This window comes from Nocardioides campestrisoli, assembly GCF_013624435.2.
Taxonomy (GTDB): Bacteria; Actinomycetota; Actinomycetes; order Propionibacteriales; family Nocardioidaceae; genus Nocardioides; species Nocardioides campestrisoli.
Genome location: NZ_CP061768.1, coordinates 3,977,942 through 3,998,897, shown reverse-complemented (window position 1 = coordinate 3,998,897; position 20,956 = coordinate 3,977,942). Strand labels below are relative to the sequence as shown.

The window sequence follows — 20,956 nt, the reverse complement described above, 5'->3', positions numbered from 1 at the left end:
GACACCCCAATAGCGTCAACTTACGGTTGACGCATGAACGCATCCTCCAGGTCCACGAACGGGATCCTCCTGCTCATCCTGAGCGGGATCCTCCTCGCCACCGTCGGCACGCAGTACGACGGCTTCGTCGGCGGGCTCCTCCAGGGTGCCGGGGTCGCGCTGGTCATCGGCGGCGCCTGGTCCTTCGGTGCCCTGTGGCGACACGGCCACGACTCCGACCACACCTGGCTGCCCAGCAAGGACCGCGACCGTGGCGACCGCTGACCCCGGCCGGACGCCCGAGCAGGCACCCGAGCAGGCACCCGAGCAGGCGCCCGGGCAGGACAGGCTCGCCGAGGCCCTGGGCGCGGCGATCCTGGAGGGGCTCGAGACCGGCGACGAGCAGGACCACCTGGCGATCGTCCGGCGTACCGCGCAGGCCGAGTCCGAGGTCCGGGCGCTGCTGCGCCAGGCGGTCTCCGCCGCCCGGGGCGCCGGCCACAGCTGGGCCACCCTGGGCGCCGAGCTGGGGATGAGCCGGCAGGCCGCCCAGCAGCGGTTCGGCGCCGACCCCGAGCCGGCTCCGGTCGGAGATCCGGCCACCGACGGCAAGGACGAGCCCGAGGAGCGGTGGCTCGGCCCGATCACCGCCTTCGACGAGATGGCCGAGCTCGAGCTAGCCGGCCGCCTGGGCTGGCGCACGGTGGGTGCCGCGATGTTCAAGCACCGGGTACGACGCACCCCCACGCAGTGGGAGCACCGCCGGGTCGTGTGGACCGGCCGCTCCTCCCGCCTGGAGCGGGACGGCTGGGAGGTGGCGTTCCTCGCCTTCCCCTGGGTCTACCTGGTCCGCGACACCGGACTGCCCGCCGAGGAGTGACCGCCCGCCGAGGAGCGACCGCGCACGGAGCGAGGGCCGGGCGAGCGACCCAGCGTCAGCGGGGGACCCGGACCAGCAGCCGGCCCGGGATGCACTCCATCGTCAGCTCCTTGCCGAGCCCGATGGAGTCGCCGTCGAGCTGGCGCGGAGTGTCGGTGGTCGCGCGCAGCGTCACCTTGGCGCCGGTGAGCCGGTCGATCGTCTCGTCGACCCGGGCGCTCTTGGCCATCACCCGCCACGCCAGCGGCACCCAGGACAGGAACCGCTTGGGGTGCAGGATCACCACGTCGATCAGCCCGTCGTCGATCGCGGCGTCGGGGAGCAGTGGCATCCCGGCCTGCAGGTAGCCGACGTTGCCGACGACCACCGTGCGCGCCCGGTGGGTGGTGTACTCCGCGCCGTCGACGGAGATCTCGATCTTGTACGCCGGGAACATCAGCGACTTCAGGCCCGAGATCACGTAGGCGACCCAGCCGATCCGCTTCTTGATGTCCTCGTTGACGCCCTCCATGATCGCGGCGTCGAACCCCATGCCGGCCATCACCATGAAGTGGGCATCGTCGATGCCGTCGCCGCTGACCGCGACCATGTCGATCGCCCGGTCCTGGCCGTTGAGGCCGACGTCGATCGCCGAGCGGATGTAGAGGGGGATGTCGAGGTTGCGGGCGAGCAGGTTGCCGGTGCCCGCGGGGATGATCCCGACCGGGATGCCGGTGCCGGCCAGCGCGGCGCAGACCTCGCGGACCGTGCCGTCGCCGCCGCAGACCAGCACCAGGTCGACGCCCGCCTCCGCGGCCTTGAGGGCCATGCCGGTGCCCGGGTCCTCCACGGTGGTGTAGTGCCAGGCCGGCTCCTGCCACCCCGACTCCTGGGCCATCGTGGTGACCAGGTGCCGGAACTGCCCGACGTCCTCGACCTTGATCGGGTTGAGCACGACCGCGAGCCGGCGCTGGGAGGTGTAGACCTCGGGCAGCGGCTCGGTGGTCTCGGAGATGCTGCGCGGGCGGGGGTCGAGCAGCGCGAGTCCGAGCAGCACCATCGCGGCGCCGAGCAGCGTCCCGCCGATCACGTCGCTGGGGAAGTGCCGGCCCAGCAGGATCCGGTCGAGCAGCACCAGGAACCACAGGGCGCCGAGCCCGGCGGTGGCCAGGCGGCGCATGCTCGCCCGGCGGACGAAGATGCTCGCCAGCACCCACAGCAGCAGGGTGAAGGCGGCGACCGAGGAGGCGTGGCCCGAGGGGAAGGAGAGGGTGTCGTGCAGCCCGACGGCCTCCTGCCAGTCCGGCCGCTCACGGGACAGCAGCATCTTGAGGCCGGTGGTGGCCAGTCCCGTCGCCAGCATCACCCCGGCGACCAGGGTGGCGGCGCGGGGATGCCGCTTCACCAGCAGGGCCACGGCCACGACGACCGTGAGCACCGTCATCCCGACGGAGTTGAAGGCGTCCTCGACCAGCAGCATCACGCTGCGGAGCCAGTCGATGCCTACCGCCCACGAGGAGGCGTCGCGGGTCCAGGTGTCGAAGCCGGCGAGCGGCGCACGGTTCCAGGTGACCAGGGTCGCCAGCAGGGCGAGGAGGGCGAGGCACACCGCGGCCCAGGCGAGGAGGTTCCTCCGAGATCGATCCAGCACGTGGCTGAGTATGCCCGGCCGCGTCCGTGCGGTCCGACTCCACGTGGCCGCAGTGCGACCACGTCCCGGCAGATAGCCTGAGACCATGATCGATCCCCGTGTGCTCCGTGACAGCCCCGACGTGGTGCGCGCCTCGCTCGCGAAGCGTGGCGCCCCCACCGAACTGGTCGACCGGGCGCTCTCCGCTGACGCCGCGCGGCGCGAGGCGATCGTGGCCTTCGAGGAGCGGCGCAGCGAGCAGAAGCAGCTCGGCAAGCTGATCCCGAAGGCCCAGGGCGAGGAGAAGCAGGAGCTGCTCGCCCGGACCAAGGTGCTGTCCGCCGAGGTCAAGGCCGCCGAGGCCGCGCAGGGCGAGGCCGAGCAGGCCTGGCAGGACGCGGTCCGGGCGCTGCCCAACCTGGTCCACCCCGAGACCCCCGAGGGCGGTGAGGACGACTTCGTCGTGCTCGAGACCGTCGGCACGCCCCGCGACTTCGCCGCCGAGGGGTTCGAGCCGCGCGACCACGTCGAGCTCGGCCGGATCCTGGGCGCGATCGACCTCGAGCGCGGCGCCAAGGTCAGCGGCTCCCGGTTCTACTTCCTCACCGGCGTCGGCGCCCAGCTCGAGCTGGCGCTGGTCAACCTGGCGATGGAGCAGGCCCGCGAGGCCGGCTTCACGCAGGTGATCGCGCCGTCGCTGGTCAAGCCGGCCGCGATGGAGGGCACCGGCTTCCTCGGCCAGGCCGCGGACGACGTCTACCGGATCGAGGGGGAGGACCTCTACCTGGTCGGCACCTCGGAGGTCGCGATGGCGGCGTACCACTCCGAGGAGATCCTGGACGCCGAGTCGTTGCCGCGCCGCTACGCCGCGTTCAGCCCCTGCTTCCGCAAGGAGGCAGGCTCGCACGGCAAGGACACCCGCGGGATCATCCGCGTGCACTGGTTCGACAAGGTGGAGATGTTCGTCTACACGACGCCGGAGGAGGCCGAGGCCGAGCACGCCCGGCTGCTCGGCTGGGAGAAGGCGTTCCTGGACAAGCTCGAGCTCGCCTACCAGGTGGTCGACATCGCCGCCGGCGACCTCGGGCTGAGCGCCTACCGCAAGTTCGACTGCGAGGCGTGGATCCCCACCCAGGGCAAGTACCGCGAGCTCACCTCGACCTCGAACTGCACCGAGTTCCAGTCCCGGCGCCTCGACATCCGCACCCGCGGGGAGTCCGGCACCGTCCCGGTGGCCACCCTCAACGGCACGCTGACCGCGATCACCCGGGCGATCGTGGCCGTGCTGGAGACCCACCAGCAGGCCGACGGGTCGGTCCGCGTGCCCGAGGCGCTGCGCAAGTGGATGGGCTGCGACGTGCTCGAGCCGGTGGTGCAGCCTTGACCGCGAGGACGACGGAGAGCACCGACCAGAGCACCGGGCAGACGACCGGGCAGGCCGGGCAGGCTGGGGGGAAGCCCGACGGCTGGCAGCCCAAGATGGTCGCCCTCGACATCGACGGCACGCTGCTCGCCTGGGTCGAGGGGTCCGGTCAGGTCTACGAGACGATCCGCCCCGAGGTGTACGACGCGGTCCACCGCGCGCGGGCCGCGGGCGCCCACATCGTCCTGGCCAGCGGCCGCTCGCCGCACGGGATGACCCGGATCGCCGACCTGCTCGACCTGCCCCTGGAGGGCTCTCCCCAGGACCCCACGCCCGGGGCGAAGAAGGGGGCCGACGACCGGCTCTGGATCGTCGCCTCCAACGGCGCGGTGATCTTCCGCTACCCGCCGATGGAGGTGGTGCGCGAGGAGACCTTCGACGCCGCCCCCGCGGTCGCCGCGGTGCTGGAGCACCACCCGAACGCCCTGGTCGCGGTGGAGGAGCGCGGCATCGGCGGCTACCGGGTCAACATGGTCTTCCCCGACGGCGAGCTGTCCGGCGAGCAGCTGGTCACCGACGTCGACGAGATCATCGGCGAGCCGGTCAGCCGGGTGATCGTCCGCGACCCGGACGCCACCGCCGAGGACTTCATCGACCTGGCGGCGCGCCTGGGTCTGCACGGCACCGACTACGTGGTCGGCTGGACCGCCTGGATGGACCTCTCGCCGGTCGGCATCTCCAAGGCCTCGGGCCTCCAGCAGGTCTGCGACGAGCTCGGGATCACCGCCGCCGACGTGCTGGCGATCGGTGACGGGCGCAACGACATCGAGATGCTCGCCTGGGCCGGCCGCGGGGTGGCGATGGGCCAGGCCGTCGAGGAGGTCCGGGCGGCCGCCGACGCGGTGACCGAGACCGTCTACGACAACGGCGCCGCCGTCGAGATCGACCGCTGGTTCCCGTCGACATGAGCGACCGGCCCCGGCTGGTCGCCACCGACCTGGACGGCACGTTGCTGGACGCCGACGGGAAGGTCACCGCGCGCACCCGCGAGGTGATCACCGCGCTGGACGAGCAGGGGGTGCCGGTCGTCTTCGTCACCGGCCGGCCGATCCGGTGGATGGAGACCCTCTGGGAGGAGGTCGGGGGTCACGGCCTGGCGATCTGCAGCAACGGCGGCATCGTCTACGACGTCCCCACCCACGAGGTGCGCAAGGCCCGCGCGATCCCGCACGAGGTGCTGCTCGACGTGGCCCGGACGCTGCGGGCCACCGTGCCCGGCACCAGCTTCGCCCTGGAGAAGACCACCGGCTTCGCGTTGGAGCCGTCGTTCCTCAAGCACCGCGACGACCGTGAGGTCCCCGACGTGCCGCGCGGACCGTTGGAGCAGATCGCCGGCGGCAGCGTGGTCAAGCTGCTCGCCCGGCACGAGGAGCTCGCGCCCCAGGAGTTCTGGGACGTCGTGGAGTCCTCCGTCGGCGCCCAGGTGACCACCACCTGGTCCTCGGTCGGCACGCTGGTGGAGATGAGTGCGGCCGGGGTCACCAAGGCGACCACGCTCGCCGAGCTCTGCACCGAGCTGCGGGTGGCCCCGCACGAGGTGGTCGCCTTCGGCGACATGCCCAACGACCTGCCGCTGCTCACCTGGGCCGGCACGTCGTACGCGATGGGCAACGCCCACCCGACGGTGCTGGCACAGGCCGACCACGTCGCCCCGCACCACGACCAGGACGGCGTCGCCACCGTGCTCGCGGAGCTCTTCGACCTCTGAGGGGCCGGTCGACCTCAGAGCTGTCCAGGGGCGCGCGGGCGCTCTTCGCGCGCGGGGGAGGACGGCGGCTAGGCTCGGGCGCATGCTCGCCCCCGTCCTGCGTCCGCTGCTCGTGCTGCTGCTGGCCGGACCGCTCGCCCTGCTCGGCGTCCTCGCGTCCGCCAGCCCGGCCGCGGCCTGCTCGTGCGCGAACCTCTCGTTCAAGCAGCAGGTGCGGACCGCCGACACGGTCTTCGTCGGCGAGGTCTCCGCCGCGACCGTCTCCGGCGACCAGGTCACCTACGACGTCCGCGCCTCCCGGGTCTTCAAGGGCGACCTGCCGGCGCCGACGGTCCAGGTCGCCTCGACCGTCAGCCAGGCGTCGTGCGGACTCGGGGCGGTGGAGCAGGGGAGCACCTGGCTCTTCCTGACCAAGAACGGGGCCGCGAGCTCGTGCGGTGGCTCGGCGCCCGCCACCACCGACGTGATGGAGCGTGCGCAGCGCCTGCTCGGCATCGGCACCCGGGTCGCGCCGGCGCCGCCGGGCGGGGCGCACCGCACCCGGGTCGAGTCGACCCCGCCGGAGGAGCTGACGCGGATGGTCGCCCCCGGCGCGGCGATGGTGCTGGTGGGGCTGCTCGGCCTGGCCGTGGTCAGCCGGGTCGGCCGCTCCCGCTGAGCTGACCCCCCTCCTCGACCTCGCTCCCGGCGGCGACCCGCCACGGAGTGCCCTCGACGTCGATCGTGTTGCCGGCGACGTCGAGGCCGCGGCCGGCGTGGACGTCGATCCCGTTGCCGTCCCCGGTGATCCGGTTCCCGGTGACGACCACGTCGGTCGGGATCCCGGCCCCCCGGCCGTCGGTGCCGCCGTCCTCGGCCAGCACGACGGCCCAGAAGCCGTCCCCGACGCCGTCCCCGGTGATCGTGTTGTCGCGGACCACCGTCCCGGGTGCGTGACGCAGCTCGACGCCGGCGACCGAGCCGCGCTCCCCGACGATCTCGTTGTCCTCCACCAGGGTCTCGGGGGTGCCCAGGACGACCACCACGCCCTGCTCGTTGCCCACCAGGCGGTTGTCGTGCACCCAGTTCCCCTCGCCGCTGGCGTCGTGCTCGTGCTTGGTGCCTCCCGGGTTGCCCAGGGCGATGGCGGCGGCACCCACCTCGGTGATCGTGTTGCCGCGGATCTCGTTGTCGTACTCGCCCTCGCCGTGCAGGTCGATGGCGTCGAGCACCCCGCCGGTGATGGTGTTGTCGGCGACCAGGTTGTCGTGGGTGGCGAACTGCAGCAGGATCCCGTGGCGCAGGTGCGTGCCGTCCAGGTGGTTGCCCACCACCACGTTGTCCCGGGAGTCGTCGTCCGCCTCGGGGTCCCGCTGGTCGGCCGGCCCCTCGACGGCGATGCCGTAGCCCGAGCCCCCGGGGCCGACGCTGGTGGCGTCCGCGACCCGGCAGCCGGTCACGGTCACCTCCCGACTGGCCTTCACCGTGATGCCGTGGCGCTGGAACCGTTCCACCGACACGTCCTCGACCAGCACCCCGCGACTACCCTCGCCGTCGTCCTCGCCGATCTGGACGCCGTACGCCGGCCCGCCCCCGGGGCCCTCCTCCTCCGGGTCGGAGCCGAGCCCGCCCGCGTGCCCGGAGGTGATGGCCAGGTCGCTGACCGTGCTGTCCTCGACGCCCAGTCCGCGGACCACCGCGCTGTCGTCCTCCCCGTCGAACGACGTACGCAGCACCGTGGCGTCGTCTCCGGCTCCCCGCAGTCGCACCCCGTCGGCGAGCAGGAGGTTGGCGTCCTCGTCGTCCGGATGGGCGGAGTGCAGGTCGTAGACCCCGGCCGGCAGCACCACCTCGTCGCCCGCCTCGGCCGCGGCCAGCGCCTCCCTGATGGCCGGCGCGTCGTCCCCGGTCCCGGGCTCCGGGTCGGCCCCCAGCTCCGTGACGTCGTAGGCCACGCCGGCGGGTGGCTCCGGCGTGGAGCGTGACGGTGCGGGACCGCCCCCGGTGCAGGCGCTCAGTGTGATGACGAGAAGGGTGAGCGCGAGCAGCGAGAGGACGATCCCGCACTGTCGACGGGTCGGCACCTGCCGGAACCGAGGTGTGGCGCTACCTCCTGTTCCTGACCCGGATCACCAGGTTCCGGCTGGCCCGCTCCGAGACCTCCGAGCCCAGGTAGACGAGCCGGACCTTCTGCTTGCCGGCCTGGAGCTTGCGGATCTGCACCTTGGCGATGCCGCGACGGTTGAGGGTGTCGCGCCCGACGACGGCTCCGCGCCGCTTGACCTGCACCTTGCCGGTGGCCGGCTGGCCTCCGGAGACGACCTCGAACTTGATGCGTGCCCGGACCTGCGGGGTCACGCGCTTCGGGGTCACGGTCGGCTTCTTGATCTTCGACGGGCTCTTGGTGCTCGGGGGCCCGGGGGGTTCGGTCGCGATGTCGCCGATGCCCACCGTCGCCTTCAGCGGGAGGCTCTCGGAGGAACGGCCGACGTAGACGTCGAAGTCGCCCTTCGGTGTCGTCCACTCCCCGTCCGCCCAGCGCCTGAGGTCGTCGGGATCCTCGGGCCTGAAGTAGGAGAACGGGTGGTTGGCCGCGCCGGCGTTCAGGACCACCGAGACCCGCTTGCTCTCGCCGGGGGTCAGCTGGACCTTGTCGAACCCGACCAGACGGTTGAAGTTCTCCCGGGCCTCGCGCGGCAGCCGCAGGTAGACCTGCGAGGCCTCCTGGCCGGTGACGTCGCCGGTGTTGGTCACGGTGTAGCTGACCCGCAGACCGGACGTCCGCCGCTGGTCGTCGCGGATCTTGTCCACGTCCAGCTTGCTGTAGTCGAAGGTCGTGTAGGACTGGCCGTAGCCGAACGGGAACAGCGGCTTGGTGCCGGTCGCCTGGTACCAGCGGTAGCCCATCTTGAGTCCCTCGGTGTAGCGGACCACCCGCTGCGGCGCCCCGGGGATCGGGTCACGGCCGATGCCGCCCGGCACGCCCGTGTCCTCCTGGTAGCCCGGGTACTGCTCCTGGGACTCGTAGGCGGCCTCACGGTCGGTCCGGCCGAAGGTCACCGGGAGCTTGCCGGAGAAGTTCGTGACCCCGAAGAGTGCGTCGGCCACGACGTTGCCGTCCTCCTGGCCCGGGTACCACGCCTCGACCAGGGTGCGGACCTTGTCGATCCAGGGCATGTTCACCTGTCCCTGGGTCTTCAGCACCATCACCGTGTTGGGGACCGCGTCGAGCACGCGCGGGATCAGCTGCTGCTGGTTGGTGCCCTGCACGGTGGGCAGGTCCAGGTCGGGGACCTCCTTGTTGGCACCCGAGACGTTGCCGCCCGGGTTCTCGTCCTGGTAGTTGCTGTTCTTGTCCCAGGTCTCGCGGGCGACGTCACCGACCATCAGGATGGTCACGTCCGACCGCTCGGCCAGGTCGACGGCGTTGCCGATGTTGTTGCCGTTGTTGTAGGTCACGGTGGCGTCCTCGGCGCCGAGCTTGCGCAGCGTGTTCAGCAGGCCCTCCCGGGGCGTGACCTCGTACGGCGCGTTCACCGAGATGTTGCGGGTCCGGTCGCCGCTGCGCGGCGGCAGGGTCGCCTCGCCGGCGAACCACTTGGGGCCGATCAGCGCCACCGAGTCGATCGCTCCGGCGTTGAGCGGCAGCTGCTTGCGCTCGTTGCGCAGGAGCACGAGGCTCTCTGCCGCCGCGTTCTTGGCGACCTGCGCGTGCGGACCGCCCTGAGCCAGCTCGTCCTTGAGCTGGTCCCAGCCGAAGGACGTGGCCGGGTCGTCGAAGTCGCCGTACTCGAACATCTTGATGTAGCGCTCACGGAGCATGTCGTCGATGTTGGCCTCGGTGATCTCGCCGTTGCGGATGGCCGCCTTCACCAGGTCCGGCTGGTACCACTCCGGCTGCTCGTCGACCTCCACGTCGGTGCCGGCGAGGATCGAGGGCACCGTGCTCTGCTGGGCGCGCCGGTCCGAGAAGACGTAGCCGTCGAACCCCCAGTCCTGGCGCAGGGTCTGCTGCAGCAGGGGCTTGCTGTCGCAGTTGTAGCTGAAGTTGACGTAGCCGTAGGCGCACATCACCGACGCGACGTCGGCGTTCTTCACAGCCATCTCGAACGGCAGCAGGTAGAGCTCGTGCATCGCCCGGGAGGGGACGCGGATCGCCGCGGTCCACCGCTCGAACTGGAACTCGGAGTCGTTGGCGACGAAGTGCTTGGCGGTCGCCTGGCTCACCTTGCGCGCCTGGATTCCTTCGATGATGCGGGAAGCCAGGACGCCGGTCAGGTACGGGTCCTCGCTGAAGAACTCGTTGTTCCGCCCGCCGTACGGCGTGCGGATCAGGTTGAGCACCGGGCCCCAGAGCACCTGGTGGGCCCAGGCGCGCAGCTCGAGGTCGAGCACCCCGCCCCACTGCTTGGTGAGGGCGCGGTCGAACGTCGCCGCCGACGAGATCTGGGCCGGCAGCGCGGTCGCGGTCGGCTCCGGGAGGCAGTCGCCGCCACGGATGCCGGTGCCCCCGTTCGCCATCCGGAAGTCGGGGATGGCCAGCTCCGGGATGCCCTCGATGTGGCGGCCGATCTGGGTGAAGTCACAGCCCTTGCCGTTGCCGTCGACCCCGTCGTCGAGGTCTTCGTTGTAGACCGGCTTGTTGAAGATCTGCTCGAGCTTCTGGTCGAGTGTCATCGCGTCCAGCAGGAGCTCGGTGCGCTCCTGGGGCGAGAGGTCGGTGTTCATCCACGGCAGGTCGGCTCCCGTGGCCGGCTGCTGGATGCTGATGGTGGCTCCGAGACCGGTCACCACCAAGGCGATCGCGGAGATGACGCTGACAAGTGCTTTCCTCATGAGGAACGTCCCGTCCGTTGGAGTGACGTGCGTCTCTCAGCATGCGACTCGTCCCAGAGGGGCGACAAGGGTGGCGCGGAGCAGCCGAGGTCCAACCGCCAGAGACCGGCGGCCAGGCCAGGCAAACGGCCTCAACCGACCGTCAACGGCGGTCGGAATGAGGCACCACTGGTGGGGTCGCCGTCCGGAAGCGGCCGGTCGTCCCGGTCCCGGCGCGGGCGTTCGCCTCGTCGATCGACTCGAAGACCTCCGCGGTGCAGGCGATGTCGCCGCCGTACAGGTCGGCGCGTCGACGGGCGTCGGTCAGAGGTACATGCCGCCCGTGCTGGGCGTCCCGTGCTCCTGCGGCGCCTCGGCGCCGAACTGACCGCCCGGGCCGGGCTGGCCGGGTACGCCGGGGGCCTGGACGCCCGCGGGCAGGGCACGACGCATCTGCTCCAGCTGGGCCCGGCTGGCCATCTGCTGGGCGTAGATCGCGGTCTGGATGCCGTGGAAGAGCCCCTCGAGCCAGCCGACGAGCTGGGCCTGGGCGATCCGCAGCTCGCTCTCCGAGGGGGTCTCGTTCTCGGTGAAGGGCAGGGCGATCCGCTCCAGCTCCTCGATCAGCTCGGGCGCGAGACCGGACTCGAGCTCCTTGATCGAGGCGTGGTGGATCTCCTTGAGCCGGGCGCGGCTCGCCTCGTCCAGAGGCGCGGACTTCACCTCGTCCAGCAGCTGGCGGATCATGCTGCCGATCCGCATCACCTTGGCGGGCTGCTCCACGAGCTCGGTGATGCTGCGGTGCCCGTCGGCGTCCTCCGCCTCGCCGGCCGCGCCGGTCTCGGCGCCCTCGGCCGCCTCGACGGCCTGGGCGACGACCGCGGCCGGCACCGTCCCGACGGGCTGGCCGTCGGGTCCGATCACCAGCACGTGCTCCTCCGACGCCGGGGCGCCGGAGCTGCCGTCAGGGGTGCCGGAGGAGGGGGCGGGGCTCTGAGTCATGGGTTCCACTCTAGGTCCTCACCGGTGAGCCCAGCCCGGGTCCGAGGACCCGGGCCGGCGGCCCGGAAGTCAGCGCAGCGTCAGCGCAGAAGTCAGCCTGGAAGTCAGCGCAGCGTCAGCGGACGGTGAGCAGGATCTTGCCGCTGTGGGCGCTGTCGTCCATCAGCCTGTGCGCCTCGGCGGCCTGGTCGAGCGGGAGCGTGGTGTGCACGACCGGCTTCACCTGGCCGGCGGCGACCAGGGGCCAGACGTGCTCGACCACCTCGCGGCAGATCGCCGCCTTCTGCTCGGCCGGACGCCCCCGCAGCGCGGTGGCGATCACCGCGCCCCGCTTGCGCAGCAGGGTGTTGATGTCGAGCTCGGCCTTGGTGCCGCCCTGCATGCCGATGATCACCAGGCGGCCGTCGAAGGCCAGGGCGTCGACGTTGCGGGACAGGTACTTGGCGCCCATGTTGTCCAGGACGACGTCCGCGCCCTTGCCGTCCGTGGCGCTGCGGACGACCTCGACGAAGTCCTCCTCGCGGTAGTTCACCGTCACGTCGGCGCCCAGCTCGGCGCAGAGGGCGAGCTTCTCCGACGAGCCGGCGGTGGTGACCACCTTGGCGCCCAGCGCGGAGGCCAGCTGGATGGCGAAGGTGCCGATCCCGCCGCCGCCTCCGTGCACCAGGAACGTCTCCCCGGCCTCCAGGCCGGCGACCATGAAGACGTTGGACCAGACCGTGCAGGCCACCTCGGGCAGCGCGGCGGCGGTGACCAGGTCGACGCCCTCGGGGACCGGCATCAGCTGGCCGACCGGGACGGCGACCTGCTCGGCGTACCCGCCGCCGACCAGCAGGGCGCAGGCCTCGTCGCCGACCGCCCAGTCGGTGACGCCCTCGCCCAGCGCGGCCACCCGGCCGCTGCACTCCAGGCCCAGGATGGGGGAGGAGCCCGCGGGCACGGGGTAGAGGCCGCGGCGCTGCAGGGTGTCGGCCTTGTTGACCGCGGTGGCGACCACGTCGAGCAGCACCTCGCCCGGACCGGGCTCAGGTGCGGGCTGGTCGGTGACGGTGAGGACCTCGGGGCCTCCGGGCTCGGTGATGTCGACGGCGCGCATGGCGGCCAGACTAGACCGGGACCCTCGTCAGTCCTCCAGCTCGTCCTCGGGCAGCTCCAGGGTGCTGGTGTCCGGCACCGGCACCTCGACGTCCTCGACCGCCGGCTCGTCGGCCGGCTTGTCCCAGCCCAGTGCGAGCGTCTGCGCCCGGGCGGCCAACCGCTCCACCGCCTCGGGGTCGGCGCCCGCCGCCCCGGCCGCGTAGCCGAGCACGAAGGTGCTCAACGGCGCCGCCGGACGCGCCACGTTGTGGGCGACGTCGCGGGCCAGGTCGAGCACGAGTCCCTCGTCCACCTCGAGCTCCAGGTCGAGGACGTCGCACAGCTCGTCGATCCAGTCGTGGAGGTTCACCGAGCCAGGGTGAGCCACTCAGGAGGGGTCGTGCAAGTCCCTCTTCCCGTTCCTCTCCCCGTCCCACTCCCTGGCCGCCGCACCAGCCTGCGCGCCAGTCTGTCCGGGGGGCTGTCCACCACCCGGGAGGTCCGCCCAGGTGTCCACGTCGCGCGCCTCGGAGCCCCGGGCCGGGACCGCCGCGAGGTCCAGCGGGTCGAGGAGCCGGCGTACCGCGACCCCGTGCCCGGAGCCGATCTCCTGGGCGGCCGGGAGCAGCCGGGGCAGGGCGAGCACGCCGCACAGCTGGCGGCGACCTCCGTCCCCGTGCAGGAACGCGCCGTCGCGGCCGGCCGCGGCGGCGAGCAGCCGGTCGAAGGTCGCGGCGGTGACCCAGGGCATGTCCACGGCGAGCACGGCCAGCCAGGCGGCCCGGGCTCCTTCACCGGGCGGTCGAGCGAGCTCGTCGAGCCCGGCGAGCAGGCCGGCGAGCAGGCCCGCGACGGGGCCGCCGCCGGGCGGCTCCTCCCGAGTGAAGCGCACGGGTCGCCGGGTGCGGGCCTCGGGCCCGACGACCACCACGGTCCCGGCCCGGTCCAGAGCGGCGACCGCGTGGTCGAGCAGCGAGTGGTCCCCGAGCCGCAGGGCCCCCTTGTCCACGCCGCCGAGCCGTCGCCCGGCGCCGCCGGCCAGCACCACCCCGATCAGCGGCGGCGCGGGCTCGGAGGCTGGGCTCATGGCGGCAGTCTGTCAGGCTGGGGCCATGGCCGATCAGCTGCGCGTGACGCTCGTCCAGGAGGCCTCCGACCTGGACCCGGAGACGAACCGGATCCGGCTCGCCGAGCTGGTCCCCGAGGGCAGCGACCTGGTCGTGCTGCCCGAGGCCTTCGCCCGCGACTTCGGCTCGCCGGGCTCCGACGTCGCGCCGTACGCCGAGCCGTTGGACGGGCCGTTCGCCACGGCCCTCACCCAGGTGGCCGAGCAGCGCGGGACCACCGTGGTCGCCGGGATGTTCCGCACCGGCGAGGACCCGCAGCGGCCGCTCAACACCCTGGTGGTGCGCGGAGCGGCCGAGGCGAGCTACGACAAGATCCACCTCTACGACTCCTTCGGCTACCGCGAGTCCGACCGGCTCAGCGCGGGCGGGTGGAGCCCGGTCGTGGTCGAGGTCGGAGGCTTCCAGGTGGGGCTGATGACCTGCTACGACCTCCGGTTCCCCGAGCTGGCCCGGGACCTGGTGCTCGCCGGGGCGGAGGTGCTGGTGGTGCCGGCCGCGTGGGTGGCCGGCGAGCGGAAGGTCGACCACTGGCTCACTCTGCTGCGGGCCCGGGCGATCGAGAACACCGTGCACGTGGTCGGGGTCGGCCAGCCGGGGCCGCGGTACACCGGCTACTCCAGCGCGTTCTCGCCGCTGGGCGACGTGCTGGTCCAGACCGGTCCGCACCCCGGGCGGGTGCAGGCCGTGCTGACCCGGGAGGACCTGGAGGCCGCTCGACGGATCAACCCGTCGCTGGCCAACCGCCGCAGGTAACCTCGGGAGCGTGTCTTCCCCACGCCCAGGTCGTCGTGCCGCGCCCAAGGAGTCTCGCTGGGCCAAGGTCCGGGTGACCCGTGGCGGTGGGCAGCCGAACGGCAAGCGGGTCGCGGACCGCAAGCCTCGCCGCGGCGCGGAGGAGGCGTCCGCCTCGACCGCTCCGTTCGTCGACCCGGTCGACTCGGTGGCGGCCCCCTACGAGGTGCCCGAGGTGATCGGCGCGGTCGAGGTGCCCCTGGTCACCAGCCCGCCCCCGGAAGACCCCGGTCCCCGGGCCGACGTGCTGGACGTTGCGGGCCTCGACGGTGTCGGCGGAGCGGACTTCCCCCTGACCGACGAGCCGGCGCCGCCGGAGGTGGTGGACGCCCCGCTGCTCCCGGTGCCGGAGTCCGTGCAGCAGCCGGTGGGCCCGCCGCTCGGGCGCTCGTGGCGGGTGCTCGGCGGTGCCGCCGTCGTGCTGCTCGCCGGCTGCGTCGCCCTGGCGCTGGCCGCGCTGCACATCGGTCCGGGCTGGCTCGACGGGGCGGGTGCGGTCGCGGTGCTCACGACGTACACCTGGGCACTGATGGCCCGCACCGGTGGCCGCCAGGTCGTCTTCACCGTGCTGGCGCTGGCGATCGGGGTGATCACGGTGGCGGAGGGCGGCGACGTCCTGCGCAGCGGGGCCGCGGTGATGACCTGTGTGGTCAGCGGCGTGCTCGCGGTGGTGCTGACCGTGCCGGCCCGGACCTTCGTCGGCGTGGTCCGCGAGGTCGTGATCGCCACCGCGGTGGCCTCGGTGGGCGCGTTCGCCACCGTGGGCTTCGAGCCGGTGGCCAGCACGGTGCGCTTCGAGTACATCACCCTGGCGCTCGGCTTCGCCTTCATCTTCAGCCTGGTCTGGCGCTTCGGTGCGGGCCTGCACGGCCTCGGCACCCGCGGCCGGGTGACCCTCCTGGTCGGCACGGTCCTGCTGGCCGGGAGCCTGCTCTACGCGGAGATGCTGCGCCGGTACGGCGTCGAGCAGGTGGTCGACCCGACCAACGCGGCGGTGGACTGGAGCCGGGACCACCTGGGTGCCTTCCCGAACCCGATCATGACCCTGCTCGGCGTGCCCGCGCTGGCCTGGGGCGTGCACATGCGCGCCCGCCGGCGCCAGGGCTGGTGGGTCTGCGCCTTCGGCGCGGCCGCGACGCTGCCGGTGGCGCAGACGCTGGTCAACTGGGACACCTCGTACGTCGAGGCGGGCCTCCAGCAGGTGTACGGCGTCGGGCTTGGCCTGCTCGTCGGCTACGGCGTGATCCGGCTCGACCTGCGCCTGACCGGGCAGCGCGGCCGGCGGGCCCGGGCGGTCGAGGCCGAGCACGCGGTGCGGCCGGAGCCGAGCCGGTTCAGCTCCCTCTGACGGGTGCGCCGGGGGCGTCGGGTCGCGCCGGTTACGGGTACTTCCCGGTAACCCCTAACGTCCGTAGCCATGGCACGGAAAACCACGACCGAGGTACTCGCCGAGATGGTGGCGGCGGTGATGGAGGTGGCGGTCTCGCCCGGTGACGAGGTCGCCGTCGGCGACACCGTCGTGCTCCTGGAGTCGATGAAGATGGAGATCCCGGTCCTGTCCGAGACCGGCGGCCGGGTGCTCGAGGTCCGGGTGGCCCCGGGCGACGTGGTGCAGGAGGGCGACGTGCTGGTGGTGCTCAGCGCCTGACCGGCGCGCGGGTTGAGTACGCACACCCATGGGTCGACCCGACCCGTGCACCAAGATGGCCCCGTGACGTCCGCGCCTCCTACTCCGCCTCCGCCTCTGCCCTGCCCCCACTGCGGGACCCCGCTCGTCCCCGGGGCGCCTGCCTGCTCCGCCTGCGGGCTGCGCCTGGTCGGGCCGGACGCGGCTCGGCTGTGGCAGGTGCAGCAGGAGATCGCCCGGGTTCGCGCCGAGACCGACCAGTACCTGGGTCGGCTCCGGGCCGAGGCCGACCAGCTGCTTGCCGGGCTGCTCCCGCAGGGTGCTCCGGCCCGGGCTTCAGCCCAGTCTTCAGCCCAGTCCCCAGCCCAGTCTTCAGCCCAGGCGCCGGCAGCCCAGTTCCAGGGCGCCCAGGCCCAGAGCGCCCCGTACCAAGCGGCCCCCCTCCAGGGCGCCCCGTTCCCGTTCGCCCCGTTCCCGGCCGGCGGGCCGGGGCCGGCCGAGACCTACCGGCGCCCGGCTCGCTCCCTCTCGGGCCAGCAGGTGCTGCTCGGCCTGGGGGCGCTGCTCCTGCTCTCCGGGGTCTCGTTCTTCCTGCTCGTGGTCTGGCTCGTGGTCGGGGTCGCCGGCCAGGCGGTGATCATGCTGACGCTGACCGGCCTCGCGGTGGTCGCCACCGCCCAGGCCACGACCCGCTCGCTGCCCGCGGCGGCGGAGACCTTCGCCGTCGTCTCGACCGGCCTGCTCGTGCTGGACCTGCGGGCGGCGCAAGCCCTCGGTCTGGCGAGGCTGGACAACCTGCCGGGCGACGTCTACTGGGCCGGGGCAGGACTGGTCGGCGGACTGGTGCTGCTCGGTTTCGACCGGGTGGTGCCGCGCGGCGGAGCCGACCCGGACCGCGGCGCGCCGCTGCGCCGGGTGCTCACCTACCTGCCCGCCGCCTCGACCCTGTTCTGCGTCGCTGCGGTGGCCCTGACCTTCGCGCTGGCCGACGGGTTCGACCTCGGCGACGTGGGCGCCTCCTTCCTGGCCCTGGTGCTGGCGGTCGCGGGTGCGGTCGCGGTGGCGCTGGCGCGCCGGTTCGACGTCCCCGAGGCGCCGGTGCGGCGTCAGGGCGTGGCCTGGCTGTCGTGGGCCGCGGTGCCTCCGGCCGTCCTCTCCCTGCTCGCCCTGGCGACGTCGGTCGGCACCGGTGCGGCGGTCGGCTACGCGCCGGGCTCCACCGGGCTCGAGCGCTACACCGCGATGCTCCTGCTCCTAGCCGTGCCCGCCCTGCTGCTGGGGCTCCTGGCGGTGCCGGGCGCGCGGATCTCCCAGGCGGCGCGCCGCGCGGCCCAGCCGTTCGGGCTGGCCGACGTCGCGGTGGTCGCCGCGCTGCCCGCGCTGGGGATCCTCGTCGTCGACGCCCACCGGCTGCTCCTGGTGGGTCTGGCCTTCGTGGTCGCGGTCGCCGTGGTCGCCGACCTCGTGCTGCGCGCCCGAGGCTCCGCGCCCCGGACGGCCCGGGTGGCACCGCGGCCCTCGGCCGCGGGTCTGGTCGGCTGGCTGGTGCTGCCGGTCCTGGTCGCGCTGGTGATCCTCCTGGCCGACGAGGGTGCCGTCGACCTGCTGGCCGCGATGGACGCCGCCACCGGCTGGCAGGTGACCTCGCCCTGGTGGCTGCCGGTGCTGCCGGCGCTGGCCTGGCTGGCGGCGGCCGTCGGGGCCACGGTGGTGACGCGCGTCGCCTCCTGGCAGGTGGTGCTCCAGATGGCACTGCTGGCCACGCTCTACACCGCCTGCCGTGACGCGGCTCCGGTGGTCCAGGTCGCGGTGGCGCTGGTCGCCTCCGCCGCGAGCCTGGCCTGGGCCGGCTACCTGCGGGCGCAGCCGGAGACGGGTGAGCTCGACCTGGTCGACGCCGCGACAGTGGCCTTCGCCGCGATCTACGGGGTGGTGGCGATCCTGGCCAGCCTCCAGGAGTCGGCGTACCTGACCTCGGCGGCCTTCGTGGTGACCGGCGTCTGCACCCTGGCGTACGCCGGCAGTCGCGGGCGGCTCGGGTTCGGCTACCCCGGCGCGGTGCTGGTCTCGGCCGGCACCAGCGTGCTCTTCCGGGAGAGCGGCGTCGACCTGGTCGAGGCCTACACGCTGCCGCTGGCGCTGCTGCTCGCCGGACTCGGGTGGGTGCAGCACCGGCGCGCTCCCGGCACGCCGACGCTGCTCACCATGGCCCCGGCACTGAGCACCGCGCTGCTGCCCAGCGCCTCGGTGGCCATCGCCGAGGGCGACGCGGTGCGGCTGCTGCTGGTGACGCTGGTCGCGGTCGCGGTCCTGGCGGCCGGGCTGGCGCGTCGGTGGAAGGCGCCGGTGACGGTGGCCGGGGTGGTGCTGCTGATGGTGGCGATCTCCCAGGGCGGCCCGCTGATCGGGTACGTCGACGGCTGGGTCACCCTGATCGGCACCGGCGCCCTGCTGCTCGCGATCGGCGTGTGGTGGGAGAAGGCCGTGCTGGCCGGGCGTCGCTCGGCCACCTGGTACGCCGCCCTGCGCTGAGACACCGGCGGGGCGGCGGCGAGGAATCCCCGCACAGCCGGGGATTCCGGGGGTTGGCACGTGTTACGACCCGTGCCAACCACGTGGAACCCGTGCCAGGTCCGGCGTCGGCTGACGGACGGTACGACGATCCCCACGGTGCCGGACACATAAGCGCCGTGGTGTCCGGGCCTCGTCCGCGGCGGCGCGTGGGAGCCGGAGAGCGACTCAGGTGCCCGGACAGCACGAAACCCCGCCCGGGAGCTCCCGGGCGGGGTTCCGGATCCGATCGTCTCGGACCCGCTGGCGGTGGCGGTGGGATTTGAACCCACGGTGGGTTTGACCCCACACAACATTTCGAGTGTTGCACCTTCGGCCGCTCGGACACGCCACCGCGGGGAAGGCTACCGGACCCCCCGGGCGGCGCCGAAATCGCCTCCCCCGGGTCCCTACTGGTCGGCGTCCACCGCCGTGGGTGCGGGCTCCGGCAGGTCGGGGACGGCGACCCGGCAGGCCTCGCCGCGGCAGTCGGCGAGCGACTTCAGCAGGAACGGTTCGAGCGCCTCCCGCACCCCGGCGTACCGGTCGTCGTCGTAGACGTTGTCGAGCTGCGCGGGGTCGGCCTCCCGGTCGTAGAGCTCCCAGAACCTCGGGACCTTCCACCGGGTCAGCGTGTACCGGTCGGTCCGCACCGAGCGCCACTTCCAGGCCCGGGCCTTCACCTTGCCCGGCGACCCGGCCTGCAGCAGCAGCGCCCGGTCGCCCTGCGGCTCGTCCGCGCGGGCGTACGGCAGGATGCTGACGCCGTCCATCTCCCGGGCGGCGGTGGCGCCGGCGAGCTCGGCGATGGTCGGGGCCAGGTCGATCATCGCGACCGTCTGCGCCCGTCGCTCACCGGCCGGGATGCCGGGGCCGCGCATCACCAGCGGCACCTTGACCGCGGGCTCGTAGGGCACGTTCTTGCCGACCAGGCGGTGCTCGCCGAAGAGGTAGCCGTTGTCGGAGGTGAACATCAGCACCGTGTCGTCGAGCTGGTCCCGCTCCTTCAGCTCGGCCACGATCCCGGCGACCGCGTCGTCGAGGGCGGCCAGGGCGCGGATCCGCTGGGTGAAGAGCTCCTGCTGTGCGGCCGGGTCGACCTTCGTGCCGCGGCGGCTGGCCTTCGGCTTGTCGGAGACGTCGTCCTCGTTGAAGGCGGGGGACTCCAGCGAGGGCAGGGGTACGTCGCCGAGGATGTCGGCGTGCCGGTCGGCGGCCGGCGGCGGGCCCGAGCAGTCCTTCTTGGTGTAGCCCTCACAGGTGCCGTGCGGCGCGATGAAGCTCGACCAGAGGAAGAACGGCTTCTTCGCGCGGCTGAACTCCCGGACCATCTCCCGGGACTGCTGGGCCACGGTGTCGGTGTAGTAGTCCTCCGGGCCGAACCGGACCAGCTCGCCGTCGTCGTACTGGAGGAAGTTGCGGTAGTTGGAGAGCACGCCGATGATCGGCCGCCACCGGTCCCAGCCCGGCTCGATCCCGTCCTGGTCGTCGTAGCCGTGCATGTACTTGCCGACGAAGCCGGTCGCGTAGCCGGCGCGCTGGAGCCAGACCGGCAGGGCGTTCTCGGGGTCGAAGCCCTGGTGGCCACCCCACGGCGGGGAGTTGGTCCGGACCCCGTTGTTGTGGGCGTACTGGCCCGACAGGATCTGGGCGCGCGCCGGGCAGCAGTTCGGGTGCGGGGCGACCATGTCGTCGAAGCGCACCCCGGCCCTGCCGATCAGCCGCCGGGTCTTCGGCATCCAGCGCAGCTCGACCTCGGTCTGGTCGTCGGAGGTGATCAGCACGACGTTGGGGGCGTCGGGGTCGGCGGCCCGGGACGGCGCGAGCCGGGGCGCCTCCTGCCCGCTGCCGCGCGGTTCGTCGACCTGGGCGCCGGAGGTGCATCCCGTCGCCGCCAGCAGGGTGGCGCCGGTGAGCAGGGCGAGGCGGCGGAGGCGGGACGGCATCCGGGCAGGCTAGCCGCCGGACGGCGGCCGGCCGCGCAGGTGACCGTGCGGCGTTAGTCTCCTCGGGTGATCAGGTTGCTGCTGCTCGCCGTCCTCGTCGTCGTCCTCGTGGCGACCGCCATGATGGTGCTGGCCGCCGGGCGCGGCGACTCCCGCCGCCGGGACCGGGCGTTGACCAAGGTGCGCCAGGTGACCGACCTGGCCTACCACCACGACGAGATCTCGCCGGCCCTGGCGGGCGCGGTGATCCACCGGACCCGCGGACTGGGCCCCGACACCCCCGCGCCGGCGCTGGAGTCCGCGCTCGACGACGTGCTCGACCTCGCCCGAGGCCACCGCGCCGAGGAGCCCGACCTGGCCGCGATCGTCATCGACACCGTCCGGGGCAACGAGCTCACCTGACGCGTTGGTGGAACCTGCTCCGGACCGGCTGCCGCGTCGG

General features: G+C 73.0%; 19 protein-coding genes and 1 tRNA gene. 11 read left to right on the top strand and 9 right to left on the bottom strand.

The genetic code is table 11. From position 1 onward, the window contains the following. Window positions 1-33 precede the first annotated feature (33 nt). On the top strand, window positions 34-264 hold the full coding sequence (locus H8838_RS18850; RefSeq protein WP_185994340.1) for a hypothetical protein: 231 nt from the start codon (window positions 34-36) through the stop codon (window positions 262-264). After that, the gene (locus H8838_RS18845) at window positions 251-859 is read left to right on the top strand and encodes a hypothetical protein (protein WP_224766260.1); all 609 of its coding nucleotides are present in this window, start codon (window positions 251-253) and stop codon (window positions 857-859) included. The genes H8838_RS18850 and H8838_RS18845 overlap by 14 nt, the downstream gene beginning before the upstream one ends. A 55-nt stretch (window positions 860-914) precedes the next feature. On the opposite strand, the gene H8838_RS18840 is transcribed toward H8838_RS18845, so the two are convergent. Next, window positions 915-2,489, bottom strand: a complete 1,575-nt coding sequence (locus H8838_RS18840; protein WP_224766259.1) for a YegS/Rv2252/BmrU family lipid kinase — start codon at window positions 2,487-2,489, stop codon at window positions 915-917. 85 nt (window positions 2,490-2,574) lie between these two features. Between H8838_RS18840 and serS the strand changes: the two genes are divergently transcribed. From serS to H8838_RS18820, 4 genes are all read left to right on the top strand, one after another. Next, entirely contained in the window at window positions 2,575-3,852 is a 1,278-nt protein-coding gene (gene serS / locus H8838_RS18835) for a serine--tRNA ligase (protein WP_185994342.1), read from the top strand. After that, window positions 3,849-4,799, top strand: a complete 951-nt coding sequence (locus H8838_RS18830) for an HAD family hydrolase (protein ID WP_224766258.1) — start codon at window positions 3,849-3,851, stop codon at window positions 4,797-4,799. Before serS ends, H8838_RS18830 begins: the two co-directional genes overlap by 4 nt. Then, window positions 4,796-5,599, top strand: a complete 804-nt coding sequence (locus tag H8838_RS18825; protein ID WP_185994343.1) for an HAD family hydrolase — start codon at window positions 4,796-4,798, stop codon at window positions 5,597-5,599. The genes H8838_RS18830 and H8838_RS18825 overlap by 4 nt, the downstream gene beginning before the upstream one ends. A gap of 82 nt (window positions 5,600-5,681) precedes the next feature. After that, the gene (locus tag H8838_RS18820) at window positions 5,682-6,257 is read left to right on the top strand and encodes a hypothetical protein (protein WP_181312976.1); all 576 of its coding nucleotides are present in this window, start codon (window positions 5,682-5,684) and stop codon (window positions 6,255-6,257) included. On the opposite strand, the gene H8838_RS18815 is transcribed toward H8838_RS18820, so the two are convergent. The 6 genes from H8838_RS18815 to mobA all read right to left on the bottom strand — a co-directional run bounded on the left by H8838_RS18815 (window position 6,232) and on the right by mobA (window position 13,559). Continuing rightward, a complete protein-coding gene (locus H8838_RS18815) occupies window positions 6,232-7,662 on the bottom strand; it encodes a right-handed parallel beta-helix repeat-containing protein (protein ID WP_185994344.1) in 1,431 nt (476 codons plus the stop codon). The two genes, H8838_RS18820 and H8838_RS18815, sit on opposite strands and share 26 nt — an antisense overlap. A 22-nt stretch (window positions 7,663-7,684) precedes the next feature. Beyond that, the gene (locus tag H8838_RS18810) at window positions 7,685-10,414 is read right to left on the bottom strand and encodes a beta-glucosidase family protein (RefSeq protein ID WP_185994345.1); all 2,730 of its coding nucleotides are present in this window, start codon (window positions 10,412-10,414) and stop codon (window positions 7,685-7,687) included. Window positions 10,415-10,717: 303 nt separating this feature from the next. Next, window positions 10,718-11,395 carry a bacterial proteasome activator family protein gene (locus H8838_RS18805; protein WP_224766257.1) on the bottom strand — a complete coding sequence of 226 codons (678 nt, stop codon included), beginning with the start codon at window positions 11,393-11,395 and terminating at the stop codon, window positions 10,718-10,720. A 115-nt stretch (window positions 11,396-11,510) separates the two neighbouring features. Continuing rightward, window positions 11,511-12,491, bottom strand: coding sequence for an NAD(P)H-quinone oxidoreductase (locus H8838_RS18800; protein WP_185994346.1), 981 nt, complete (start codon window positions 12,489-12,491; stop codon window positions 11,511-11,513). 27 nt (window positions 12,492-12,518) lie between these two features. After that, on the bottom strand, window positions 12,519-12,842 hold the full coding sequence (locus H8838_RS20110) for a DUF6457 domain-containing protein (protein ID WP_181312980.1): 324 nt from the start codon (window positions 12,840-12,842) through the stop codon (window positions 12,519-12,521). A gap of 18 nt (window positions 12,843-12,860) precedes the next feature. Beyond that, window positions 12,861-13,559, bottom strand: a complete 699-nt coding sequence (gene mobA / locus H8838_RS18795; RefSeq protein ID WP_224766256.1) for a molybdenum cofactor guanylyltransferase — start codon at window positions 13,557-13,559, stop codon at window positions 12,861-12,863. 25 nt (window positions 13,560-13,584) lie between these two features. Between mobA and H8838_RS18790 the strand changes: the two genes are divergently transcribed. From H8838_RS18790 to H8838_RS18775, 4 genes are all read left to right on the top strand, one after another. Further along, window positions 13,585-14,352, top strand: coding sequence for a carbon-nitrogen hydrolase family protein (locus tag H8838_RS18790; protein ID WP_185994347.1), 768 nt, complete (start codon window positions 13,585-13,587; stop codon window positions 14,350-14,352). Between the two features lie 10 nt (window positions 14,353-14,362). Next, the gene (locus tag H8838_RS18785; RefSeq protein ID WP_185994348.1) at window positions 14,363-15,739 is read left to right on the top strand and encodes a hypothetical protein; all 1,377 of its coding nucleotides are present in this window, start codon (window positions 14,363-14,365) and stop codon (window positions 15,737-15,739) included. A gap of 69 nt (window positions 15,740-15,808) precedes the next feature. Then, window positions 15,809-16,039 carry a biotin/lipoyl-binding carrier protein gene (locus H8838_RS18780; protein ID WP_181312984.1) on the top strand — a complete coding sequence of 77 codons (231 nt, stop codon included), beginning with the start codon at window positions 15,809-15,811 and terminating at the stop codon, window positions 16,037-16,039. Window positions 16,040-16,237: 198 nt separating this feature from the next. Then, window positions 16,238-18,550 (top strand): SCO7613 C-terminal domain-containing membrane protein, encoded by a 2,313-nt coding sequence (locus tag H8838_RS18775; protein ID WP_185994349.1) that lies wholly within the window; start codon window positions 16,238-16,240, stop codon window positions 18,548-18,550. 283 nt (window positions 18,551-18,833) lie between these two features. On the opposite strand, the gene H8838_RS18770 is transcribed toward H8838_RS18775, so the two are convergent. Both H8838_RS18770 and H8838_RS18765 read right to left on the bottom strand, forming a co-directional pair. Further along, window positions 18,834-18,923: transfer RNA gene (locus H8838_RS18770), tRNA-Ser, on the bottom strand. A 55-nt stretch (window positions 18,924-18,978) separates the two neighbouring features. Continuing rightward, on the bottom strand, window positions 18,979-20,514 hold the full coding sequence (locus H8838_RS18765) for a sulfatase family protein (protein ID WP_185994350.1): 1,536 nt from the start codon (window positions 20,512-20,514) through the stop codon (window positions 18,979-18,981). A gap of 66 nt (window positions 20,515-20,580) precedes the next feature. Between H8838_RS18765 and H8838_RS18760 the strand changes: the two genes are divergently transcribed. Next, complete coding sequence (locus H8838_RS18760) at window positions 20,581-20,916, top strand: hypothetical protein (protein ID WP_185994351.1); 336 nt, start codon at window positions 20,581-20,583, stop codon at window positions 20,914-20,916. Window positions 20,917-20,956 lie beyond the last annotated feature (40 nt).